Source organism: Paenibacillus sp. T2-29 (assembly GCF_052921365.1).
Genome location: NZ_JBREVE010000006.1, coordinates 23,270 through 40,624, shown reverse-complemented (window position 1 = coordinate 40,624; position 17,355 = coordinate 23,270). Strand labels below are relative to the sequence as shown.

Sequence of the window (17,355 nt, the reverse complement as noted above, 5' to 3'; positions counted from 1 at the left end):
TTCGGAGCTTTTTAAAATGAAAGCGTAGTAGCAATGAATGAATTTCCGTTACTGGCGGAAAAGACTTGGGTTTAGATCTCGGCAGCAAACCTATACACTGAATCTGTAAGTTAAAGAGAAAAAAGCATGAGGTGAACGAGATGGAGGAGTATCAAGAAATCATTATGGGAATTATCACCAACTCAGGTGTTGCCAAGAGTAAAGCGATGGACGCGATCGCTCTTGCTCAAAAAGGTAACACACAGTTGGCGGCAGAGCGGCTTGAAGAAAGCAAAGCCGAGTTGGTTAAAGCGCATAAATCACAAACGAGGCTGATTCAACAGGAAGCTGGCGGAACCGTCCATGAAGTCACACTGCTTATGGTACATGCTCAAGATCATCTTATGTCAGCCATCACAACTAAAGATCTGGCTGGACATATGATTGAGCTTTACAACAGATTGAATCGCTATGAAGAAATCACAAATCACACTTCCAACGGAGGGAACAACGGATGAAACAAATTACACTGGTATGTGCTGCAGGAATGTCTACAAGTATGTTGGTACAGAAAATGCAAAAGGCCGCACAAGCGCAAAACCTTGAGGTTGAAATCAGGGCTACTTCCGAAAGTTCGTTTAAAGAATATGCCGACAAGACGGATGTACTGCTGATCGGACCACAAGTCGGTTACCTGGAGGATGATTTCAAGGCAAAATATGAACCTAAAGGCATTAAGGTAAGTGTTATCAATATAGTAGACTACGGTATGATGAACGGCGAAAAAGTGCTAGGAGACGCGCTTAAGCTGTAAAGCCCAGAGTCAGATGCTCACTCATCAGCCGAACAAGGAGGTTGGTCAAATCGGGCAACGATATATGATAATCCTGCATGGTGTTTCATCAAATGAAAGCGTTATCTAAGTTATTATATAGGCGAATGAAAGTCTATAGTAGGAGTTGAATAAATATGGCTAGCCAACAAAAATTCTCTTATAAGCTTCAAAAAGTGGCGGGTACAATTCAGCAAAACCGTTACATGAGCGCAATTTCCAACGGGCTGATGTCCACCCTTCCTTTTCTGATTATCGGAGCATTTGCAACTCTCTTCTCTGCACTTGCTTGGGAACCTTACCAGAATCTTATTGCGCCCGTGAAGGCCATAATCGGGTTGGCATCAACGATGACCACCGGCATCATTGCTCTGTATGCGGTATTTTTTATAGCCTACAGACTGGCGCAAGCTTTTGACAAGGACCCCCTTGTTCCGGCGGCAACCGCCCTTCTCTCTTTTCTTATTGTTACACCGATCCAGACCTTTGATAAAGTCCGTGCTTTGCCACTTCAATGGCTCGGCGCGCAGGGATTGTTCGTTGCCATGATCGTCGGTTTGATTGCCGCACGGTTGTATATTTGGATTGTCGACCGCAATTGGACGATTAAAATGCCTGACGGGGTCCCGCCTACCGTTGTCAAAACCTTCTCAGGCTTGATCCCGGCCGTCTTGGTAGCCCTTGTGTTTGTTATCGTTGCTGGTTTGTTCATGCAAACTTCATTTGGCACAGTTCATGATTTTATCTACACTTATCTCCAAATACCACTGGAAGGGTTGGGCGGATCACTCGGCGCTTTGATTATCGCGCTGATCATTATGCAGGCTCTGTGGATGTTCGGAATTCACGGTGCAATTGTTATACTCGCTATCGTGAAGCCCATCTGGATGAGCCTGGATCTAGCCAACCTTGACGCTTTCCAGGCAGGCGCTCCACTTCCAAACATTATCGGGCTGGCCTTCTGGTCCATCTTCTGCAACTATGCACCGATGCTCGGATTTGCCCTGCTATTGGTTTTTCTGGCCAAGAGCAAACAGCTTCGCACGATCGGCAAACTCGGTCTTCCGGGTACCTTTTTCTCAATTCACGAGCCGTTGATCTTCGGAATTCCAATGGTATTGAACCCGTTGCTAGCCATTCCGTTTATCGTTGCCCCCATCATTTGTGCGGTGCTCGGCTATATTGCCACCAACATCGGCTTGTTGCCCGCACCAATCGGGATTTACCCGCCTTTCGGCACTCCTATCTTTGCTCTGGGCTTCATCGAGGGCAGTTGGAAACTAGCCGCCGCACAACTGGTACTCATCCCGATCAGTATGCTGATCTACTATCCGTTCTTTAGAGCGCTGGACAAGCAGGCTCTGAAGAAGGAACACGAAGCGCAAGAGCAATTGGAAAAGCAAGCAAGTGAAACCACAGCAAGTCCCGTTATCCTATAATAGAAAAAAGGCAGAAGCGGCGGACGGATACACGGTCACCGTTTCTGTCATGACAATCGTTAGGAGAGGAAGCTTTTGATTCAACTGAGTATAGCTGAGAACAAACGATATTTCATGAATGAGGGTAACCCCTTTTTTTATTTGGCCGATACGGTTTGGAGCGCATTTACCAACATCACGCTGGAGGAATGGGCCTATTATCTGGATTACCGGAAAAGTCAGGGCTTCAATGTCCTGCAAATCAATATGCTGCGCCAATGGGATGCAAGTGGCAGCGATTTGAACTATGAGCCTTTCGCATATGCCGAGGATGGCAGCTACAATTTCTATACGTTGAACGGAGAATATTTTACCAGAGCCGAGACGATGATCGAAATGGCTGTAAACAGAGGTTTTGTTCCTGCACTGGTCCTATTATGGTGTAATTATATCCCGGATACCTGGGCTGCCAAGCTTCGTGAGGAGAAAAAAATGCCGCTTGGGGCAGTGGAACCTTATGTGCGTTATGTTGCCGATCGGTTCTCCAAATTCAACCCTATATATATTATAAGTGGTGACACCGATTTCCCCTCCGAGCGTGCCAACCAATATTACCGACTTGCTCTCCATACCATCAAACAGCACAGCCCGCAGTGCCTGACCACTCTGCATATTCAAGGAAGATTAGCTTCACTGCCAGATGAATTTATTGATGACCCCCATTTGGATTTTTACATGTACCAGTCAGGGCATAATTCACATTTTCAACCAACAGCGTATACACTCGCACTGGACTTCCGTAATAAGCCTGTCACCCGACCGGTGCTCAACTCAGAGCCCTGTTATGAACAGATGGGCTACAGTCGAAAAGTCTATGGCCGCTTCAGCCGCGCCGATGTTCGTAAGGCAGCTTGGCAAAGTCTTCTGTCCGGGGCGTCTGCTGGCATAACCTATGGAGCCCACGGTATTTGGAGCTGGCATCGGAAAGGCAAAAAGTTCGGTGTAACTGGGGAGGGATTCGACAGTCCATATGATTGGCAGTCTGCACTTAAGTTTGAAGGGGCATGGGATTATGGATTGGCCAAATGGCTCTTCGGGATATATGGAATTACGGATATGCAGCCTTGGAACATAGTACTTAAAAATACGGAAGAAATCCGTGCGGCTGTAAGCGCCGATTACACCAAGGTCGCCATCTACGTTCCAATCAACACTGTGCTGAAGCTAAACATGGATTTAAGTGAATATGACTTCACGGTCATTGACCTGGAGAATCGTCGTTTCGGCACAGCTTTAATCTCTGTGCAAGAGCAAATCACGATCATTGGTATGCATGATTTTGAAGCTGATGTCTTGCTGATCGGCATAAGAAAATAACCGTGATTACCTACCGCCTTTTTCACCATTTCACCTACTATGTACAACATACAAACAGCCCCGCAATCAAGAATTTTCTCATCGGGACTGTTTGTCTTACTTCTTGTTTTAAAAAGCAAGCACTCCATATTGTTTAAGAAATATATCTCAATTTAATACGTTGGGAAGCTCTGTGAAGCGAAGACTTCACTGCATTTTCACTCTTGTTTAAGATTCTAGCCGTTTCCTTTATGGAGTATCCTTGGACTAATCGCAATTCAAGTACTGTTCTTTGCTCTGTATTACTAGCCAGCAAAAGAATTCGATTGACCTCTTCCTGAATTTCAAAATCGAAGGTATCCCAGTGGTAGTAGAGCATTTCCTTACGCAAGGTATATTCATCCATTTTTTTTCGTTTTCTCATTAAATCTATAGCTAAATTTTTGGCAATTCTCAAAAGATAGAATCGAATACGATCTTCGGGCAAATCAGGAGAAGCTCTTATGAACCGAATAAAGCATTCCTGCAACAAATCTTCAGCATCCTGTTTGTTATGCAACATCCTCAATAGATAGCCAAAGAGATCTGATTTGCAAGATACATATAGCTCCTCCAAGTCTTTAATATCCATATTATTGCTTATCCCTTCTGTTTTGATTGAATCGGTACGTTACTTGATAGTTTTAAATTCATATCCCTGCTTTTTTAAATATCTTATGATTTCAGGCAAGGCTTTGGCTGTTTCTTCCTTCCCGTAAGTGTCATGCATGAGTACCACTACCTTTTCTCTATTCCCCATATTCCTCATGAATTCGCTAATTAATTGCTCAGCATTCTTAGGTGCACCTTCTGCATCTTTAGGTAACACATTCCAGTCAATCTGATGATAATCCTTATCATGTAGAGCTTTGTCCAGTACTCTCATACCATCGTGGTCGTTTTTCTGCCATGTCATATGACCGCCTGGAAATCGAATCACTCTTGTCGAAAAATTCTGCCCCAGTATTTGTTTTAAAATTTGATTTGTTTTTTCAATGTCGCTCATAAAAATGCTCGAATTCTTCTTCTATTTCTCTTTATCCGATTAGCTCTGGTTCTATTTTGCGCATAGCTTTTTTCCATAGTATTTGTTCCTCCAAAATCTAGAAGCAGTTCACGTTTTATGTTGCGACCATATGCCCATTCAATTATTCGTATCTCAATGCATCTATTGGTTTTAATCTTGCTGCTTTATAAGCCGGGTATACCCCAAATAGAATGCCTGTGCCTGCGGAGCTAAGAAACGAGTATAGGATCGGCGAGATTGTAAATTCAATGGTCATGTGTGCTGTTGCTTCGATTATTTTGGAGGCGCCTATGCCTGTAACTACCCCGAGCATCCCCCCCAGCAGACCAAAAATGACGGCTTCGGACAGGAATTGAACCATAATATCTCTTGGCTTGGCACCGATGGCTTTTCGAATCCCAATTTCTTTCGTGCGCTCTATAACCGATACCATCATAATATTCATAATTCCGATTCCCCCTACCACGAGCGATATCGCCGCTACACCTCCCAACAAGCTGGTCATGATATTATCTACACCGGAAGCTGCACCTGCTGCTTCGGACAGACTCATTACTTGAAATTGATCCGGTTCCGAAGGTTTCAGCTGATGTGTCACACGCAAGCTTTCCAATATGTCTGATTGAGCCTGACCCATCAAGCCTGGTGACTTGGCGGATACCTCCAGACCAGTTATGTTTTTCTCACCCAAACGGTTCATCATGGTTGTAGCAGGGATGTAGATTTGATCATTGGTACTGTAGCTTAAATTCGTAACAGGCTGGGTTTTTAATACTCCGATTACTTTGAAAGGGATTTGTTTGATTTGAATCGTTCGTCCCAACACATTTTGGGTATCCCCACCAAAAAGACGCACAGCCGCTTGGCTTTCCAAAATGGCAACATTCCTACGTTTATCCATCTCATCGTTGGTAAATGTTCTGCCCTCGGCAAAGGAAAACTTTTTGGCCTTATAAAATGAAGCAGATGTCCCTACAATGGTTGCATTATAGTTATATCGACCCCACGCAGCTTTTGAACTGTTTGAAATGCGGGGCATCATTGCTGCAATCGAACTCTTTTGTTCCAATGCCTCGACATCTGTCCAAGTAAAAGAGGGCAAGGTGTCCTGATTTATTTCTTCCTCGGTCATTGGCATGACGGGAGCAACCAGAAGCACGTTATTCCCTAACTTATTGATTTCCTCCTTAATACTGGCCTTTGAGCCGTTTCCGATAGCCATAATGGCAATCACCGCTGCCACCCCGATAATAATACCGAGTATCGTTAAAAATGAGCGCATCTTATTGGTAGTTAAGCTATTCATCGATACACGGATCGTTTCCATCACATTCATAGGCTTACCATCCTTGATGAAATTCGTCTATTCGCAATAGGCTCATCTCGCTCAATGTTACCATCCCGAAAGCTAATCAATCGTTTGGCATATTCAGCTATTTCCAGTTCATGAGTAACCAGCACAATGGTTTTTCCCTGTTCATTCAAACCTTGGAACAGCTCCATAATCTCGATGCTTGTCTTCGTGTCCAGTGCGCCCGTAGGCTCATCCGCCAGCAGAATGACTGGATTATTCACCAATGCCCGGGCGATGGAAACCCGCTGCTGCTGGCCACCAGAAAGCTCATTAGGCTTGTTATACATCCGTTCTGCAAGACCCACCATCCGAAGCGCCTCTATTGCTCTTTCCCGACGCTCCTTGCCAGGAACACCTGCATACATCATAGGCAGCTCCACATTTGCTAAAGCTGTAGTACGAGGAAGTAGATAGAATTTCTGAAACACAAAACCTAGCTTCTGATTTCTAATCTCTGAAAGTTCGTTTTCACGAGCATCCAATATGGAATATCCATCCAAATAGTATTTACCCGTATCCGGATGATCCAGGCAACCAATGACATTCATCATGGTAGACTTACCTGAACCAGAGGGCCCCATGATAGCAACAAACTCCCCTTCGTTAATAGATAAGTTCACACTGCGTAGAGCCTGAATCTCCTGACCGCCTACTTCATACCTTTTTTTCAGCTCTTTAATTTCAATAACGGTGTTATTGAATTGAGTTTCACTCATTGTGTCTGCCCCCCTCCACTGCCATTCGGGTCAGCACTGCTGTTCTGAGGAGGAATCACAATGGTTTCACCTTCCTTGACACCGGACTTGATTTCGGCCTGATCCGCTGTATAGATACCCAGTTTCACGGGTCTAAACTCATAATCCGCCGGATTCGCCGCGTTCTTCGCCACATATACTCCATCTACACCGCCTTCAGATCTCAATGCAAACAATGGCACAGACAGCGCATTTTTGTGTTCAGCTAACAGTAGCGATACATCCATATTCATCCCCGGTTGCAGCCTTATGTTTTGGCTATCCAAAGACAATTCAATTTTGTATGTAGTCACATTGGCTTCCGTCACCGGCTCTGGAGAAACAAAGCGTACTTCGCCTTTAAATTGTTTGTCCGGGAATGAATTCGAGTGCATTGTCGCCTGAAGTCCGGTCTTTAATTTAGCAATATCACTTTCGTTCACCTTGGCAAGAACCTTCATAACCCCTGTGTTGGAGTTATTCATGACAATAAAAGGTGCAGTAGGACTAGTGCCCACATCGCCGTTGACCTTCAAAATGATCCCGTCCCACGGTGCCGTAACCTGTAATTTACTTAGAACACTTTTTTTCTGCTCTAATGCCGTTTCAGCCTGCAATAAAGAAGCTTGTGCAGATTGGATGTTGGAAGCTTCAGGTGGGGACTGTGCAGTCTTTAATTGTATTAATGCTGTTTTATAGCCCATTTCCGCCTCTTCGATCGCCTCAGTTTGCTTGGTCTGTGCCTTCTTGTACTGCAGCTCTGCATTGCTCATATCCAGTTTTGCCTTATCCAGATTTTGCTTGGCTGTCGCCAGGTCACTTTCTGCTGCCGCATCATTCTGAACCAGATAAGCCTGGTCATCATAATCCTTCTGGGCTTTATCCAAAGTCACCTTGGCTGCCTCCTTTTGCGCAGCAGCTTCCTCTAATTCCATCGCGTTCTTGGCTGTTTTAATCGCCATCTGTGCCTTTAAGACATTTGCTTTCTGTAGCTCGATATCATTTGTTTTGGGTCCGCGCTTGGCTTCGTCCAGTTTGGCCCTTGCAATTGCGACATTAGATTCGGCATCCTTAATTTGCAGCCTGGCATCTGAATCATCTAGTCGTGCTAGCACCTGACCTGCCTTGACGCTATCTCCTGCTTTGACATTGACAGCGACGAGCTTGGCACCCTCGACATTTGTAAAATTAATATTTACTTCCTTGGAAGCCTGAACGGTTCCAGTAACGCTAAGCGACTCGGTTATGTTAGCTTTCTGTACCTGTACGACCTGATTCGCCGGAGCCTCCACAGGCTTTTCCTGGCCCCTTTTCATGTAGAGCGTACCGCCAATTCCCGCTATAATGAGCAAGATCAGAATACCTATGCTCCTTTTCACTCTTCTTTTTTTTCTTAATACTTGTAATGAATCTTTATCTTTCTTTTCTGTTTCCGACAATGTTATATCCCCTTAAATTGTATTTTTGCTAAATCCTATACACTCCACGGCTTGTTTAAAGCATGTTGCAGCAGCGTCATTTGAACAATGAGTTCATCCAAATTCCGTTCGATTTGCTTTACTTTCAACTGATTCGTGGCGACCTCCGTACCTATTGCAAATCCACGTGCCTTTCTTTTGCGAGAAATGTCCAACACTTTATTAAGGTTCTGTAGATTACTTCGCATTTGCTCGTATTGTTCTTCATTTTGCTGTAAGTTAAAGTACATACTCTTCAGTGTTTCTGCCAGTTGATCCTTGGTATTTTCCAGTCCGCCTTGTGCTGAATCTACATCTATCTGTTTAATTTCATAGTCATCCGTCCCCGAGTTCCACGTGTAATATTTAATTTCCATTTTTGCTAGCTTGACTGCCTCCTCCTGTCTCCATACCGAAGGACTCGCTGAGATGGCACGCGACACCAGTGTATCCAGATTCGTGTTATCCATTTTCCGGTAAACGGGTCTGTCCACCAGTTCATATAAATTTCCTTGTGACTGTCCCATTTGTGTATTAAGCGAATCCTGCGCTTTTTGCAGTGCAGCTTTAGCAATGTCTACATTCTTTTGAGCCTCTATACGAGTCTGAATAATCGTACTTCGATCACCTGGAGAAATTTTCCCACGGTTGGCCTTCGCTTCAGCAGCTTTTTCCTCCAATAGCGCAAGCGAAAGTGCATCCTCACTACTCTTGACTTTGTTATCAGCCAGAAGTACGTCATAATAGTTTTTCATGGCAGCGTAGTCTGTCTGATCTTGGGCAAGTTCGATTTGCTTTTTGGATTCCAAATAAGAAACTGTCGATGAAGCATACCCCTTCCATGCTGAACTACTAGCCGCATCTTCTTCACCGTTGCCTTGACCTGCCGGAATGAAATCCAGATTCTTGCCTGCATTTTTCAGCATAATCCGGTTGCGATCTATCGTTTGCTGGGCTTCCTTCAAGCTAAAACTATTGGATCGTGCCCACTGCTGGGCTTGACTCAATGTTAATTTCACACTTGCTTTGGTAACCTGCTGCTGCGCCTCCTCTGCTTGAACAAAGGACTCTGATAAAGAACTGGCCGACAAGGCGAGCAGCAATAAAATGAACATACGTTTTTTCATAGATATCCCCACTTTAAAAATATGGTAACGACTAAGGTCGGTTCTTCAATAAGTTGTTATATGAATTATGTGTTTTCTTCTGTATCCCACTTGAGACCTTACCTTCTATTCGGTGCACATTCCAGAAAGGAGGAACACCGTCCTGCCCTTCTGCAACTTTTTACACACAACTTATCCTTCCTTATAGTATCTTTAAATCTAATTGACGAAGATACAGAGAACGTACAATAAGAAAGGAAAGAAATTGGATGGCCCAGAAGCACAGCATAATCTGAATCAGCGTAAGATGAACGGGTACTCCATATATTACAGATGGTTCTGACATCACTAAACAAAGCACCATTCCCATAGACGATACGACTAATGGCAGAAGAAACAGGAATGCAATTTGTCTGGAAGCCGATTGTCTCATTTCCCTTGAGTTTAGTCCAATTTTCGATAAAGCTCGGTATATTTCTTCATCTCGCTGAAGATCTACATATAGTCTGAAATACAGCAGGCTTACTGTACTTGCCAACATAATAATGGCGATAAATCCGCCAATAAATTCACTAATAACCAGATCCATCTCCGATGTCAAATAGTCTACGGCCCTAGAGTTAAGCACCCCTTTATTCACCTTATTGGCCAACACAGAATACAACCATACCTCTTGTTGAGTTTCAGAAGTTTCTAAGGAAAGCTGGCCATTCTTCCATTTTGGCACAAAATAATAAGTAGATTTAAATGCCAACGGATCATTGAAATACCGATGTTCAATTAAATAGTCGTAAGTTCGATCAGAAACAACAAGTAGCCTTCCAAGTTCAGAGACGATATTTCCATCAAACTTCAGGTTATGATCTATCGTCTTAGTATCCATAATCTCAAGATTCATCATATGAGATTTCCCTTGCTTGTAAGTTAGCTTTTTTTCAAAAAGGGCTTTCTTTTCTTCGAGAGGCATCTCGTTTGGATCGATAATGAAAAAACCTTGATTCTCCCGAAGCGTAGGTACCTGTTTTAGCTTCTTAAACTTGGAAGCAAGTGCTTCATAGTTGGATTGTTTCATCACTGGCGCAATCTGTTCCCGAAAAGGGAAGACTAATACTTCACCTTTTCCATAATCCACTCCAGCCGTATACAGATTTTGGTCAATCTCTTTTTCAAGCTCGTTAGAACTTACAACATCAGAAGTAAATGCAAATGAATAAGATTGCTCCCTAAGAAATCTTTTTTGCTGTTGCATGGAGTCAAAAGTTGAGGCGGCTCCTACACAGGAAATGATAGAAATGAGGGTAATCAATGAAAAAAGCCCGGCATTATTCCTCATTTTATATGTGATCTCAGATAACCATAACAAACGCGATCCGCTCCAAGACCATTTCCTGTTAGCTCTAAGCAATTGAATGAATAGTACACATGATTGAGTATAAAATAAGTAAATACCCAGAGATCCCATTATAATTGTATATTTAAAGGTGTCTCCAACCGAATAGTGCAATATATAAAAGGAAAGGGTCCCTAAACGATACGGTGCCAGATAAATGTAGGGTGAAAAATCAAGCTTCATTAAATATACAGCCGCTCCGATTAATACTATGGCAAGAATGGACAGACTCCAAAAAGCTTTAGGTTCTTTGTTGAGCTGAGGAGCCTTGCTAAAAAGCTGCTGTAGTTTAAAACGTCGGATAAAGAAAACAGACACAAGTGAGATCAATATAAACAAAAACATAAAGCCGATTCCTGTAAAAGCCAGTGCTTTCCAGGGAAAATAAAATCTTAAATACATTCCTGTGACATTGGAACCCATAAGCAGGAAAAACTTCGCTGAAACAAATCCTCCGATCATCCCGGTAACCAATGATAAAAAGCCTATAATTAGATTTTCAAAAGCTACCAAAAAACAAATTTGCCTATGACTTGCTCCTAAAATGGTGAGTATACCAAATTCTTTCTTACGTGCAGCAACAAAGATATTATTTGTGTATAATACGAAAAAAAAGGAAAATACAAAAATCAACAGATCCGCAACCTGTAATCCCTTTTTTACATTAGCTGCTGTGATTACATTCGAGACATCCGGGTGAAAAATAAATACCGCATATACGAAAAAAATCGTAATCATCAAGGAGCTGCTTAAATAATAAGGAACGTAAGCACGCGCATTGCGTTTGAGATTATTCCATGCTAACAGACGAAAGCTCATGTGCATGTCTACTTCCCCCCAAAAAGGAGAGCATATCTATGATTTCCTGAAAAAATATTTGCTGACTATGACTACGACGGATTTCATTATATAACTCACCATCTTTAATAAAAATTACCCGGTCGCAATAGCTGGCTTCCAAGGCGCCGTGTGTTACCAGCACAATTGTAGAATAGTCTACACGGTGGACAAGGCTCAGCATTTCCATTACAACACGCGAAGACTTGGAATCGAGATTTCCGGTTGGTTCATCTGCAAGCAGGAGCGAAGGAGAGTGAATCATAGCTCTGCCTATGGCTGCACGTTGTTTTTGTCCCCCTGACACCTCATAAGGCCGTTTGTCCAAAACATCTGTAATATCCAGTTTTTTCGCTACTTCTTCCAGTTTGTGCTCCATTTCCTTTAACCCTTTTTTATTCAGCATCAGAGGAAACAGTATGTTCTCTCCCAAAGTGAGGGTTTCCAACAAATTATAATCTTGAAATACAAGCCCCAGTTCTTTGCGGCGAAATAAAGCCAGCTTATCCTTCTTGAGCAGATGTGGATTTTCCCCTTTAATGCTAACCTCGCCAGAAGTCGGCATATCAATAGTCGAAATCATATTTAATAATGTTGTCTTCCCACTACCAGACGGACCCATAATGCCAACAAACTCACCTGGTTGAATCGTTAAATGGATATTGTTGAGAGCTCGGTGTGGAACCTTACCATAGTATATTTTGGTGACTTGATCCATTCGTACAATCTCCATCGTTCATTCCTTTCTTTTTCCTATGTCATGATCATAATCCATCCGGAACAGAGCGTCGATCGATTAACATTACAAAAACCTTAAATGTGTTGTAAGGTTTCTTATGGGTGTATTGGAAACAGAATTTCAACAGTCGTTCCTTCACCTACCGTCGATGTGAGTTGAATGTCATGATTCAACCTTTTGCAGATTTCTGCCACCAAATAGAGCCCCATCCCCGTAGATTCACTATACTTCCGTCCATTTTCACCTGTGTAATAAGCCTCAAATACCCGCTCTATATCTTTTTTAGGGATGCCAATCCCTTCATCCTGTACTTTCAACACAATCACATGATCTCTTACGTCAGATATCAATTTCAGGCTGTGGGCATAACCTGAAGAATACTTTATCGCATTAGTCACCAATTGATTAATGATAAATCTTAACCATTTGGCATCGGTAATCACACTCAACTGCTCGTCCACTTCATTGGAAGGATAAATTTCGTTGCGGATCAATAACCTTTTGTTATCGTAAATCACTTCACTAACCAGCTTTCGTAATACAACAGGCTCTACATGAAAGTCTGGTTCAAAGGATTCTAATCGTGACATATACAAAATCATGTCCAGTCCTTTTCCCATTCGATCAATCTCATCGTGAATCTGATCCGACTCGGGATCTATTTTTCCTTTGAGAATTAAATGAATCACAGCTAGGGGCGTTTTCATCTGGTGAACCCACTGGTTAATGAATGTGATGTGATCACGCTGCTGATGCTCCAATTGATGAATCCGAGACTGGTACAACTGGTAGAACTGCAAAAGCAAATGCTGTAAAGAAGAGGCTAACGGATTAAGTACCTTCATCTGAATAAGCTCATCTAAATCTCTAATGTTAGCAGTGGATAATATTCGATATAAACCAGAATACATGACGTACCGAAATAGCAAATAGACCAGCAAAAGGATAAACCCAAAAAAGACCGAATACAAGGCGGTCGACAAGTTACGATAACCATCCATCCAGTAAATACTCAACACAAGAAAAAGTTGGATAATATTAAAAATGATCATGGAAAAATGATCACGCCAAAACAGCTTCACTGTTCTTCCTCCTCAGTCAAGTGCAGCCGGTATCCAGCTCCTCTAACCGTTTCTATAATATCCTCCAACCCCAGTTCGCTCAGCTTTTTACGGACACGGGTAACATAAACGTTCAGCGTATTTTCTCCTACATATTGGTAATCATCCCATAACGCTTCTAAGAGATGAACTCTCCCTACAACCTGCTTGGGATATGTCATCAGTAGCTCCAGTAGTGCAGCTTCTTTATGGCTCATTTCTACTTGCTTGTCATGAAACACCAGCTCCATAGTATCAGGATATAAAGTTAAGCCTGACACTGTTATGGTGCGTGATTTTTGGGCAACTGCATATAAACCATAGGCACGTCGCAGATTGCTTTCTACCTTGGCTAACAGTACTTCGGGATGAAACGGTTTGGTAATGTAATCATCTGCTCCGTTTTGCAAAGCAATGACCTGATCCATTTTATCATCACGCGCGGACACAAACAGGATGGGACAAGTAGATTGAGTACGAATTTGCCTGCACCAATAAAATCCATCAAAACGAGGTAAATTCACATCCAGTATGACCAAATCAGGCTTTACCTTCTGGAAAACACCTAAGACTTGATCAAAATTTGAAACGACAACTCCTTGATAACCATATTTCTCAAGATAGGATTGGAGTAAGGAGCTAATTTGAGGGTCATCCTCTACGATTAATATTTTATGCATCGTGTTTTCTACCTTCTTAGTGCTTGAATTTTAAATCACATGATTTTCTCTATATAATGCCTTTATTTGATCGTCCAAGCAATAACAACAACCGAATTCCTTTTATTTGTAGCTTAGGAGAGTCTCATGGTGTAAATTGAATCCCGAATGATATGCATGGTGCCAAACACCAGAGTGATTAACATGATAATTATAATGGCGATAACTATTACTGTAATCATGATCTCTTTATAGTTTTTTAACGTTTCATTACAACATAATTTCGACTTAAATACCTCTTTAATTTTATGCTTTGAATATTTCATACTTTGCTCACTTCTCTCCTCGGCTCGCTATTTTCCATACTAATTAGCTTCTATCTAAGGAACAACAGCCAAAGCTTACAAAAACATTACTTTGTTGTAAGGTATAAAGAATTCAGATCATCAGAAGCGTGTGTCTTTATAAAAAAATGAGTCGGGTTCTATGACCCGACTCATTTTCCGTATTTCTACTAATCCCCATAGGAATGTCCCGCGCTTATGCCTCTTAATTTTGACTTGATGCACTTCTCTCTTGAAGTGATCTACACTTCAAACTTATTTAGATAAAGAAACTGCACCTCTGTTTGTCGTATCCCCTTGTTGTTCCGCTAGTGATATACCTAGCTTCAACTCAGAAAGAATGCTCTCAAAATCACGGATCGTACTTTCAATGGAAATTGTGAAACTTCACATATTTATGCAGTCTAGTTCGCGAGTTGTTTGTTTAGTGTCAACAAAAGTTCTTCCTTCAATTAGTTCAGATTTAAACTCTGCGATACGTAATGGAGCAAGATTCCCCCTATACCACCTGACGTCCGCAAAGTTGTTCCGGAAAATATCTTCTTGTAATCGGAGCTGAGGAATGTTAAAAGCCCTCAATTTTTGTCATAAAGATACAACTTCCTTCCTATTAATGTCACTCATTTCTTAACTTTCACAAAATCAATCTCAAACCAAAAAGTTAAGCTTAAGGTATTCGCTTGATACAATGCCATGCTTAAGGAATCTATAGTTGTAGTCAAAGAATAGCAAGACTTATAGTATAAACTCTTTTTAAAAAATTTCTTTACCAAGTTTAGTGTCCTTATTATCTCTTATTAAGAATTCTATATTTTTGCGGAGATATTCCCTCCCAGTCCACAAACCACCCTGTAAACGACGATGAACTCTCTAATCGCAATTCTTCACTAATATCAGACATGGACCACTCTGTTGACTTGAATACATGTTTCGCCTCTTTCAATCGAAGTTCAGATATGTGTACTGTTGGGACTGACCCCATAACGTGAGACAAATCATAGTGAGCTGACAAATGAAAAGAAAGCTTCAGACCGGATGAATCAGTCTGAAGCTTTCTTTGTTTCGTTTATCGCGTTTTACTTAACTATATCAAACACCATACACTCTGTATTGCTCTCCCTACCAAGGCGTTTCCGTTTTGTGTTCAATCACTTTCAATACTTTGGGTTCAAGAATCGGTTTCAATAGTTCCAGCGTACGATCGTCAACAGTAGCTCCACCATGCGGATCGGCTTGGATTTGTTTTTTAGCCTGCGTACTTGCGATAACGTCCATGACTTGTTGTTTGGAAATCTTTTTAGATGCTGCGATCTCGACGACAGATGCCCCCTTTGCCAATTCTTCTTTCAAGTCTGCTGGACTCATGTGAAGTAAAGAAAAGAGCTCTTCATCGTTTAAAAAGGCATCTGCAGTATAGTCAGGCTTGCCGTTAGTCATGAAAAAGCCTTCCACGGATGGAGCAGGGCCGCCTCCGATCAGAGAAACGCTGATCGTATTCCCTTGAACGAATGCCTGATAAAACGGCGTTGTTGATCCCTTTTCGGTGTAGTTCAATATAAATGTTTTTTGGTCCGGTGTCTGCATCGGCTCCATGTTACATTCGTACTTACTGGAGCTGCCGTACAGTTTGTTAATGAGGTCATCTACTTTCGATTTGATTTCTTGATCGGTTAAGGAGTTGACCGGCTTCTCCTGAGGCTCCCAATTCTCTTGGTTCACTTGTTCGATTTCACCCGTGATACCGTTCAAATCAAGTCGGACCTTTTTGCCGTGAGCTCCCTTTTCCTGTAGCACGATGCTTGTTTGAATGGCTTTCCCCTGACTTGTATTCGCGGGGTCTCCTCCAATCTGGCTGGCGTCGATAATTTCAAACGACTTGGTTTCCGGATAAGAGCGATACAACTTTTCAAGCGCTGCTTGGCCAACCGCATCTATCTTGACTTGTTTGGCTGTCATCGGTGTTCTCGTAATCATTTCAATCAGGGGAGGGGCCGCGAATGCCGCGGTTGGAATCATAATTACTGCAGCGACGATGCTGCCGATCAATCGTTTTTTCATCGTTTTTTTGCTCCTTTGCCGTTGTACGTATTGAGAATAGGATTGTTCGACTCGTTTGGCAACAGCCGGGGGGCATTCCATGGTCTCTGCTTCTTGGTGCAGGTACTCGCTGATTTGGCTTTCAATAGGCATTGTTCTTTTCCATCCTTTCCAAGGAGAGATTTCCCAAGTGTTTTCGAAGCGACTGCAGGCCGGCATGATATCTGGACTTAACTGTACCCAGCGGAATATCGAGTAATGTCGCAATCTCCTCCAGCCTATAGTCGTGGTAAAAGCGTAGTATGATCACCGTTCGCTGTTTATCGGTCAGCTTGTGCATGGCCTTCGATATTTCAGGGTCTGTCCCATCCGTCTTCACCGTGGTCTGATCCCAATGACGCTCTTCCCGAGAAAAGACACGGATGCGTTCGAAAATTCGGAATCTCCTCCAGCTTTTCACCCGGAATCTTTGCACTTGTCGGATGACCAAGCCATGCAGCCAGAAGTGGAAAGGACGATTCGGATCGTAGTTGGGAAGCGAGGTCCACATTTGCATGTAGATCTCATTCATAATATCTTCGCGATCCTGCGGATGATCCACCAGAAAAGAGACAGTCCGATAGACATCCTTATAGGTGGCATCATACAACGTGTGAAACGCCTGCTGATCTCCTTCAATCATTTTTGTGAGCACGTGGTACATAGATTCACTTTGCATTCAGAGGGCCCTCCTAAGTAAGCAGCTTACACCCTATATTGTCGCTCGATGGAAAAAAGGTTCGGTTTTTTATGATTTCGGTTGGGAGTCTATGGATTGCGAGAAGGCGAGTAGCGGCATGAAAGCGTGGAAGACATCTTGTTCTTTCCGTCAGATTGAACGGTAAGCTCAAAGAATTGGGCCTGCTGTCGGACGATTATAACAAGGTCTGGAGATGTAAAAATGGCCT

Annotated in this window: 16 protein-coding genes and 1 pseudogene; 4 read left to right on the top strand and 13 right to left on the bottom strand. The window is 42.6% G+C overall.

The window, feature by feature from the left end; all coding sequences use genetic code 11:
- Positions 1-140: 140 nt before the first annotated feature.
- The 4 genes from ACU1JV_RS17350 (at position 141) to ACU1JV_RS17335 (ending at position 3,606) form a co-directional block, all read left to right on the top strand.
- Positions 141-497: a PTS lactose/cellobiose transporter subunit IIA gene (locus tag ACU1JV_RS17350; protein WP_016324702.1), complete on the top strand. Its 357-nt coding sequence runs from the start codon at positions 141-143 to the stop codon at positions 495-497.
- Positions 494-793 (top strand): PTS sugar transporter subunit IIB, encoded by a 300-nt coding sequence (locus ACU1JV_RS17345; RefSeq protein WP_025674198.1) that lies wholly within the window; start codon positions 494-496, stop codon positions 791-793. The genes ACU1JV_RS17350 and ACU1JV_RS17345 overlap by 4 nt, the downstream gene beginning before the upstream one ends.
- A 155-nt stretch (positions 794-948) precedes the next feature.
- A complete protein-coding gene (locus ACU1JV_RS17340) occupies positions 949-2,250 on the top strand; it encodes a PTS sugar transporter subunit IIC (RefSeq protein ID WP_413986976.1) in 1,302 nt (433 codons plus the stop codon).
- A 75-nt stretch (positions 2,251-2,325) separates the two neighbouring features.
- A complete protein-coding gene (locus tag ACU1JV_RS17335) occupies positions 2,326-3,606 on the top strand; it encodes an apiosidase-like domain-containing protein (RefSeq protein WP_413986977.1) in 1,281 nt (426 codons plus the stop codon).
- A 133-nt stretch (positions 3,607-3,739) separates the two neighbouring features.
- Here ACU1JV_RS17335 and ACU1JV_RS17330 read toward each other — a convergent pair whose 3' ends face one another.
- From ACU1JV_RS17330 to ACU1JV_RS17270, 13 genes and pseudogenes are all read right to left on the bottom strand, one after another.
- Positions 3,740-4,216: an RNA polymerase sigma factor gene (locus tag ACU1JV_RS17330; RefSeq protein ID WP_413986978.1), complete on the bottom strand. Its 477-nt coding sequence runs from the start codon at positions 4,214-4,216 to the stop codon at positions 3,740-3,742.
- A 39-nt stretch (positions 4,217-4,255) separates the two neighbouring features.
- Positions 4,256-4,630: pseudogene (locus tag ACU1JV_RS17325) on the bottom strand (polysaccharide deacetylase family protein); the annotation flags it as partial.
- A 142-nt stretch (positions 4,631-4,772) separates the two neighbouring features.
- Positions 4,773-5,987 carry an ABC transporter permease gene (locus ACU1JV_RS17320; RefSeq protein WP_413986979.1) on the bottom strand — a complete coding sequence of 405 codons (1,215 nt, stop codon included), beginning with the start codon at positions 5,985-5,987 and terminating at the stop codon, positions 4,773-4,775.
- Positions 5,984-6,721, bottom strand: a complete 738-nt coding sequence (locus ACU1JV_RS17315; protein ID WP_025674208.1) for an ABC transporter ATP-binding protein — start codon at positions 6,719-6,721, stop codon at positions 5,984-5,986. Before ACU1JV_RS17315 ends, ACU1JV_RS17320 begins: the two co-directional genes overlap by 4 nt.
- Positions 6,718-8,178: an efflux RND transporter periplasmic adaptor subunit gene (locus tag ACU1JV_RS17310; protein ID WP_413986980.1), complete on the bottom strand. Its 1,461-nt coding sequence runs from the start codon at positions 8,176-8,178 to the stop codon at positions 6,718-6,720. The genes ACU1JV_RS17315 and ACU1JV_RS17310 overlap by 4 nt, the downstream gene beginning before the upstream one ends.
- 35 nt (positions 8,179-8,213) lie before the next feature.
- The gene (locus tag ACU1JV_RS17305; protein ID WP_413986981.1) at positions 8,214-9,323 is read right to left on the bottom strand and encodes a TolC family protein; all 1,110 of its coding nucleotides are present in this window, start codon (positions 9,321-9,323) and stop codon (positions 8,214-8,216) included.
- Between the two features lie 181 nt (positions 9,324-9,504).
- Positions 9,505-11,517 (bottom strand): ABC transporter permease, encoded by a 2,013-nt coding sequence (locus ACU1JV_RS17300; RefSeq protein WP_413986982.1) that lies wholly within the window; start codon positions 11,515-11,517, stop codon positions 9,505-9,507.
- Entirely contained in the window at positions 11,483-12,262 is a 780-nt protein-coding gene (locus tag ACU1JV_RS17295) for an ABC transporter ATP-binding protein (protein ID WP_013372981.1), read from the bottom strand. The genes ACU1JV_RS17300 and ACU1JV_RS17295 overlap by 35 nt, the downstream gene beginning before the upstream one ends.
- Before the next feature lie 101 nt (positions 12,263-12,363).
- On the bottom strand, positions 12,364-13,350 hold the full coding sequence (locus ACU1JV_RS17290) for a sensor histidine kinase (RefSeq protein ID WP_058830357.1): 987 nt from the start codon (positions 13,348-13,350) through the stop codon (positions 12,364-12,366).
- Positions 13,347-14,048 (bottom strand): response regulator transcription factor, encoded by a 702-nt coding sequence (locus ACU1JV_RS17285; protein ID WP_013372983.1) that lies wholly within the window; start codon positions 14,046-14,048, stop codon positions 13,347-13,349. The genes ACU1JV_RS17290 and ACU1JV_RS17285 overlap by 4 nt, the downstream gene beginning before the upstream one ends.
- 1,110 nt (positions 14,049-15,158) lie before the next feature.
- Complete coding sequence (locus ACU1JV_RS17280) at positions 15,159-15,365, bottom strand: helix-turn-helix domain-containing protein (protein ID WP_446724611.1); 207 nt, start codon at positions 15,363-15,365, stop codon at positions 15,159-15,161.
- A 125-nt stretch (positions 15,366-15,490) separates the two neighbouring features.
- Positions 15,491-16,561 carry a hypothetical protein gene (locus ACU1JV_RS17275; protein ID WP_446724608.1) on the bottom strand — a complete coding sequence of 357 codons (1,071 nt, stop codon included), beginning with the start codon at positions 16,559-16,561 and terminating at the stop codon, positions 15,491-15,493.
- Positions 16,551-17,126, bottom strand: coding sequence for a sigma-70 family RNA polymerase sigma factor (locus ACU1JV_RS17270; RefSeq protein ID WP_337683398.1), 576 nt, complete (start codon positions 17,124-17,126; stop codon positions 16,551-16,553). The genes ACU1JV_RS17275 and ACU1JV_RS17270 overlap by 11 nt, the downstream gene beginning before the upstream one ends.
- Between the last annotated feature and the right edge of the window lie 229 nt (positions 17,127-17,355).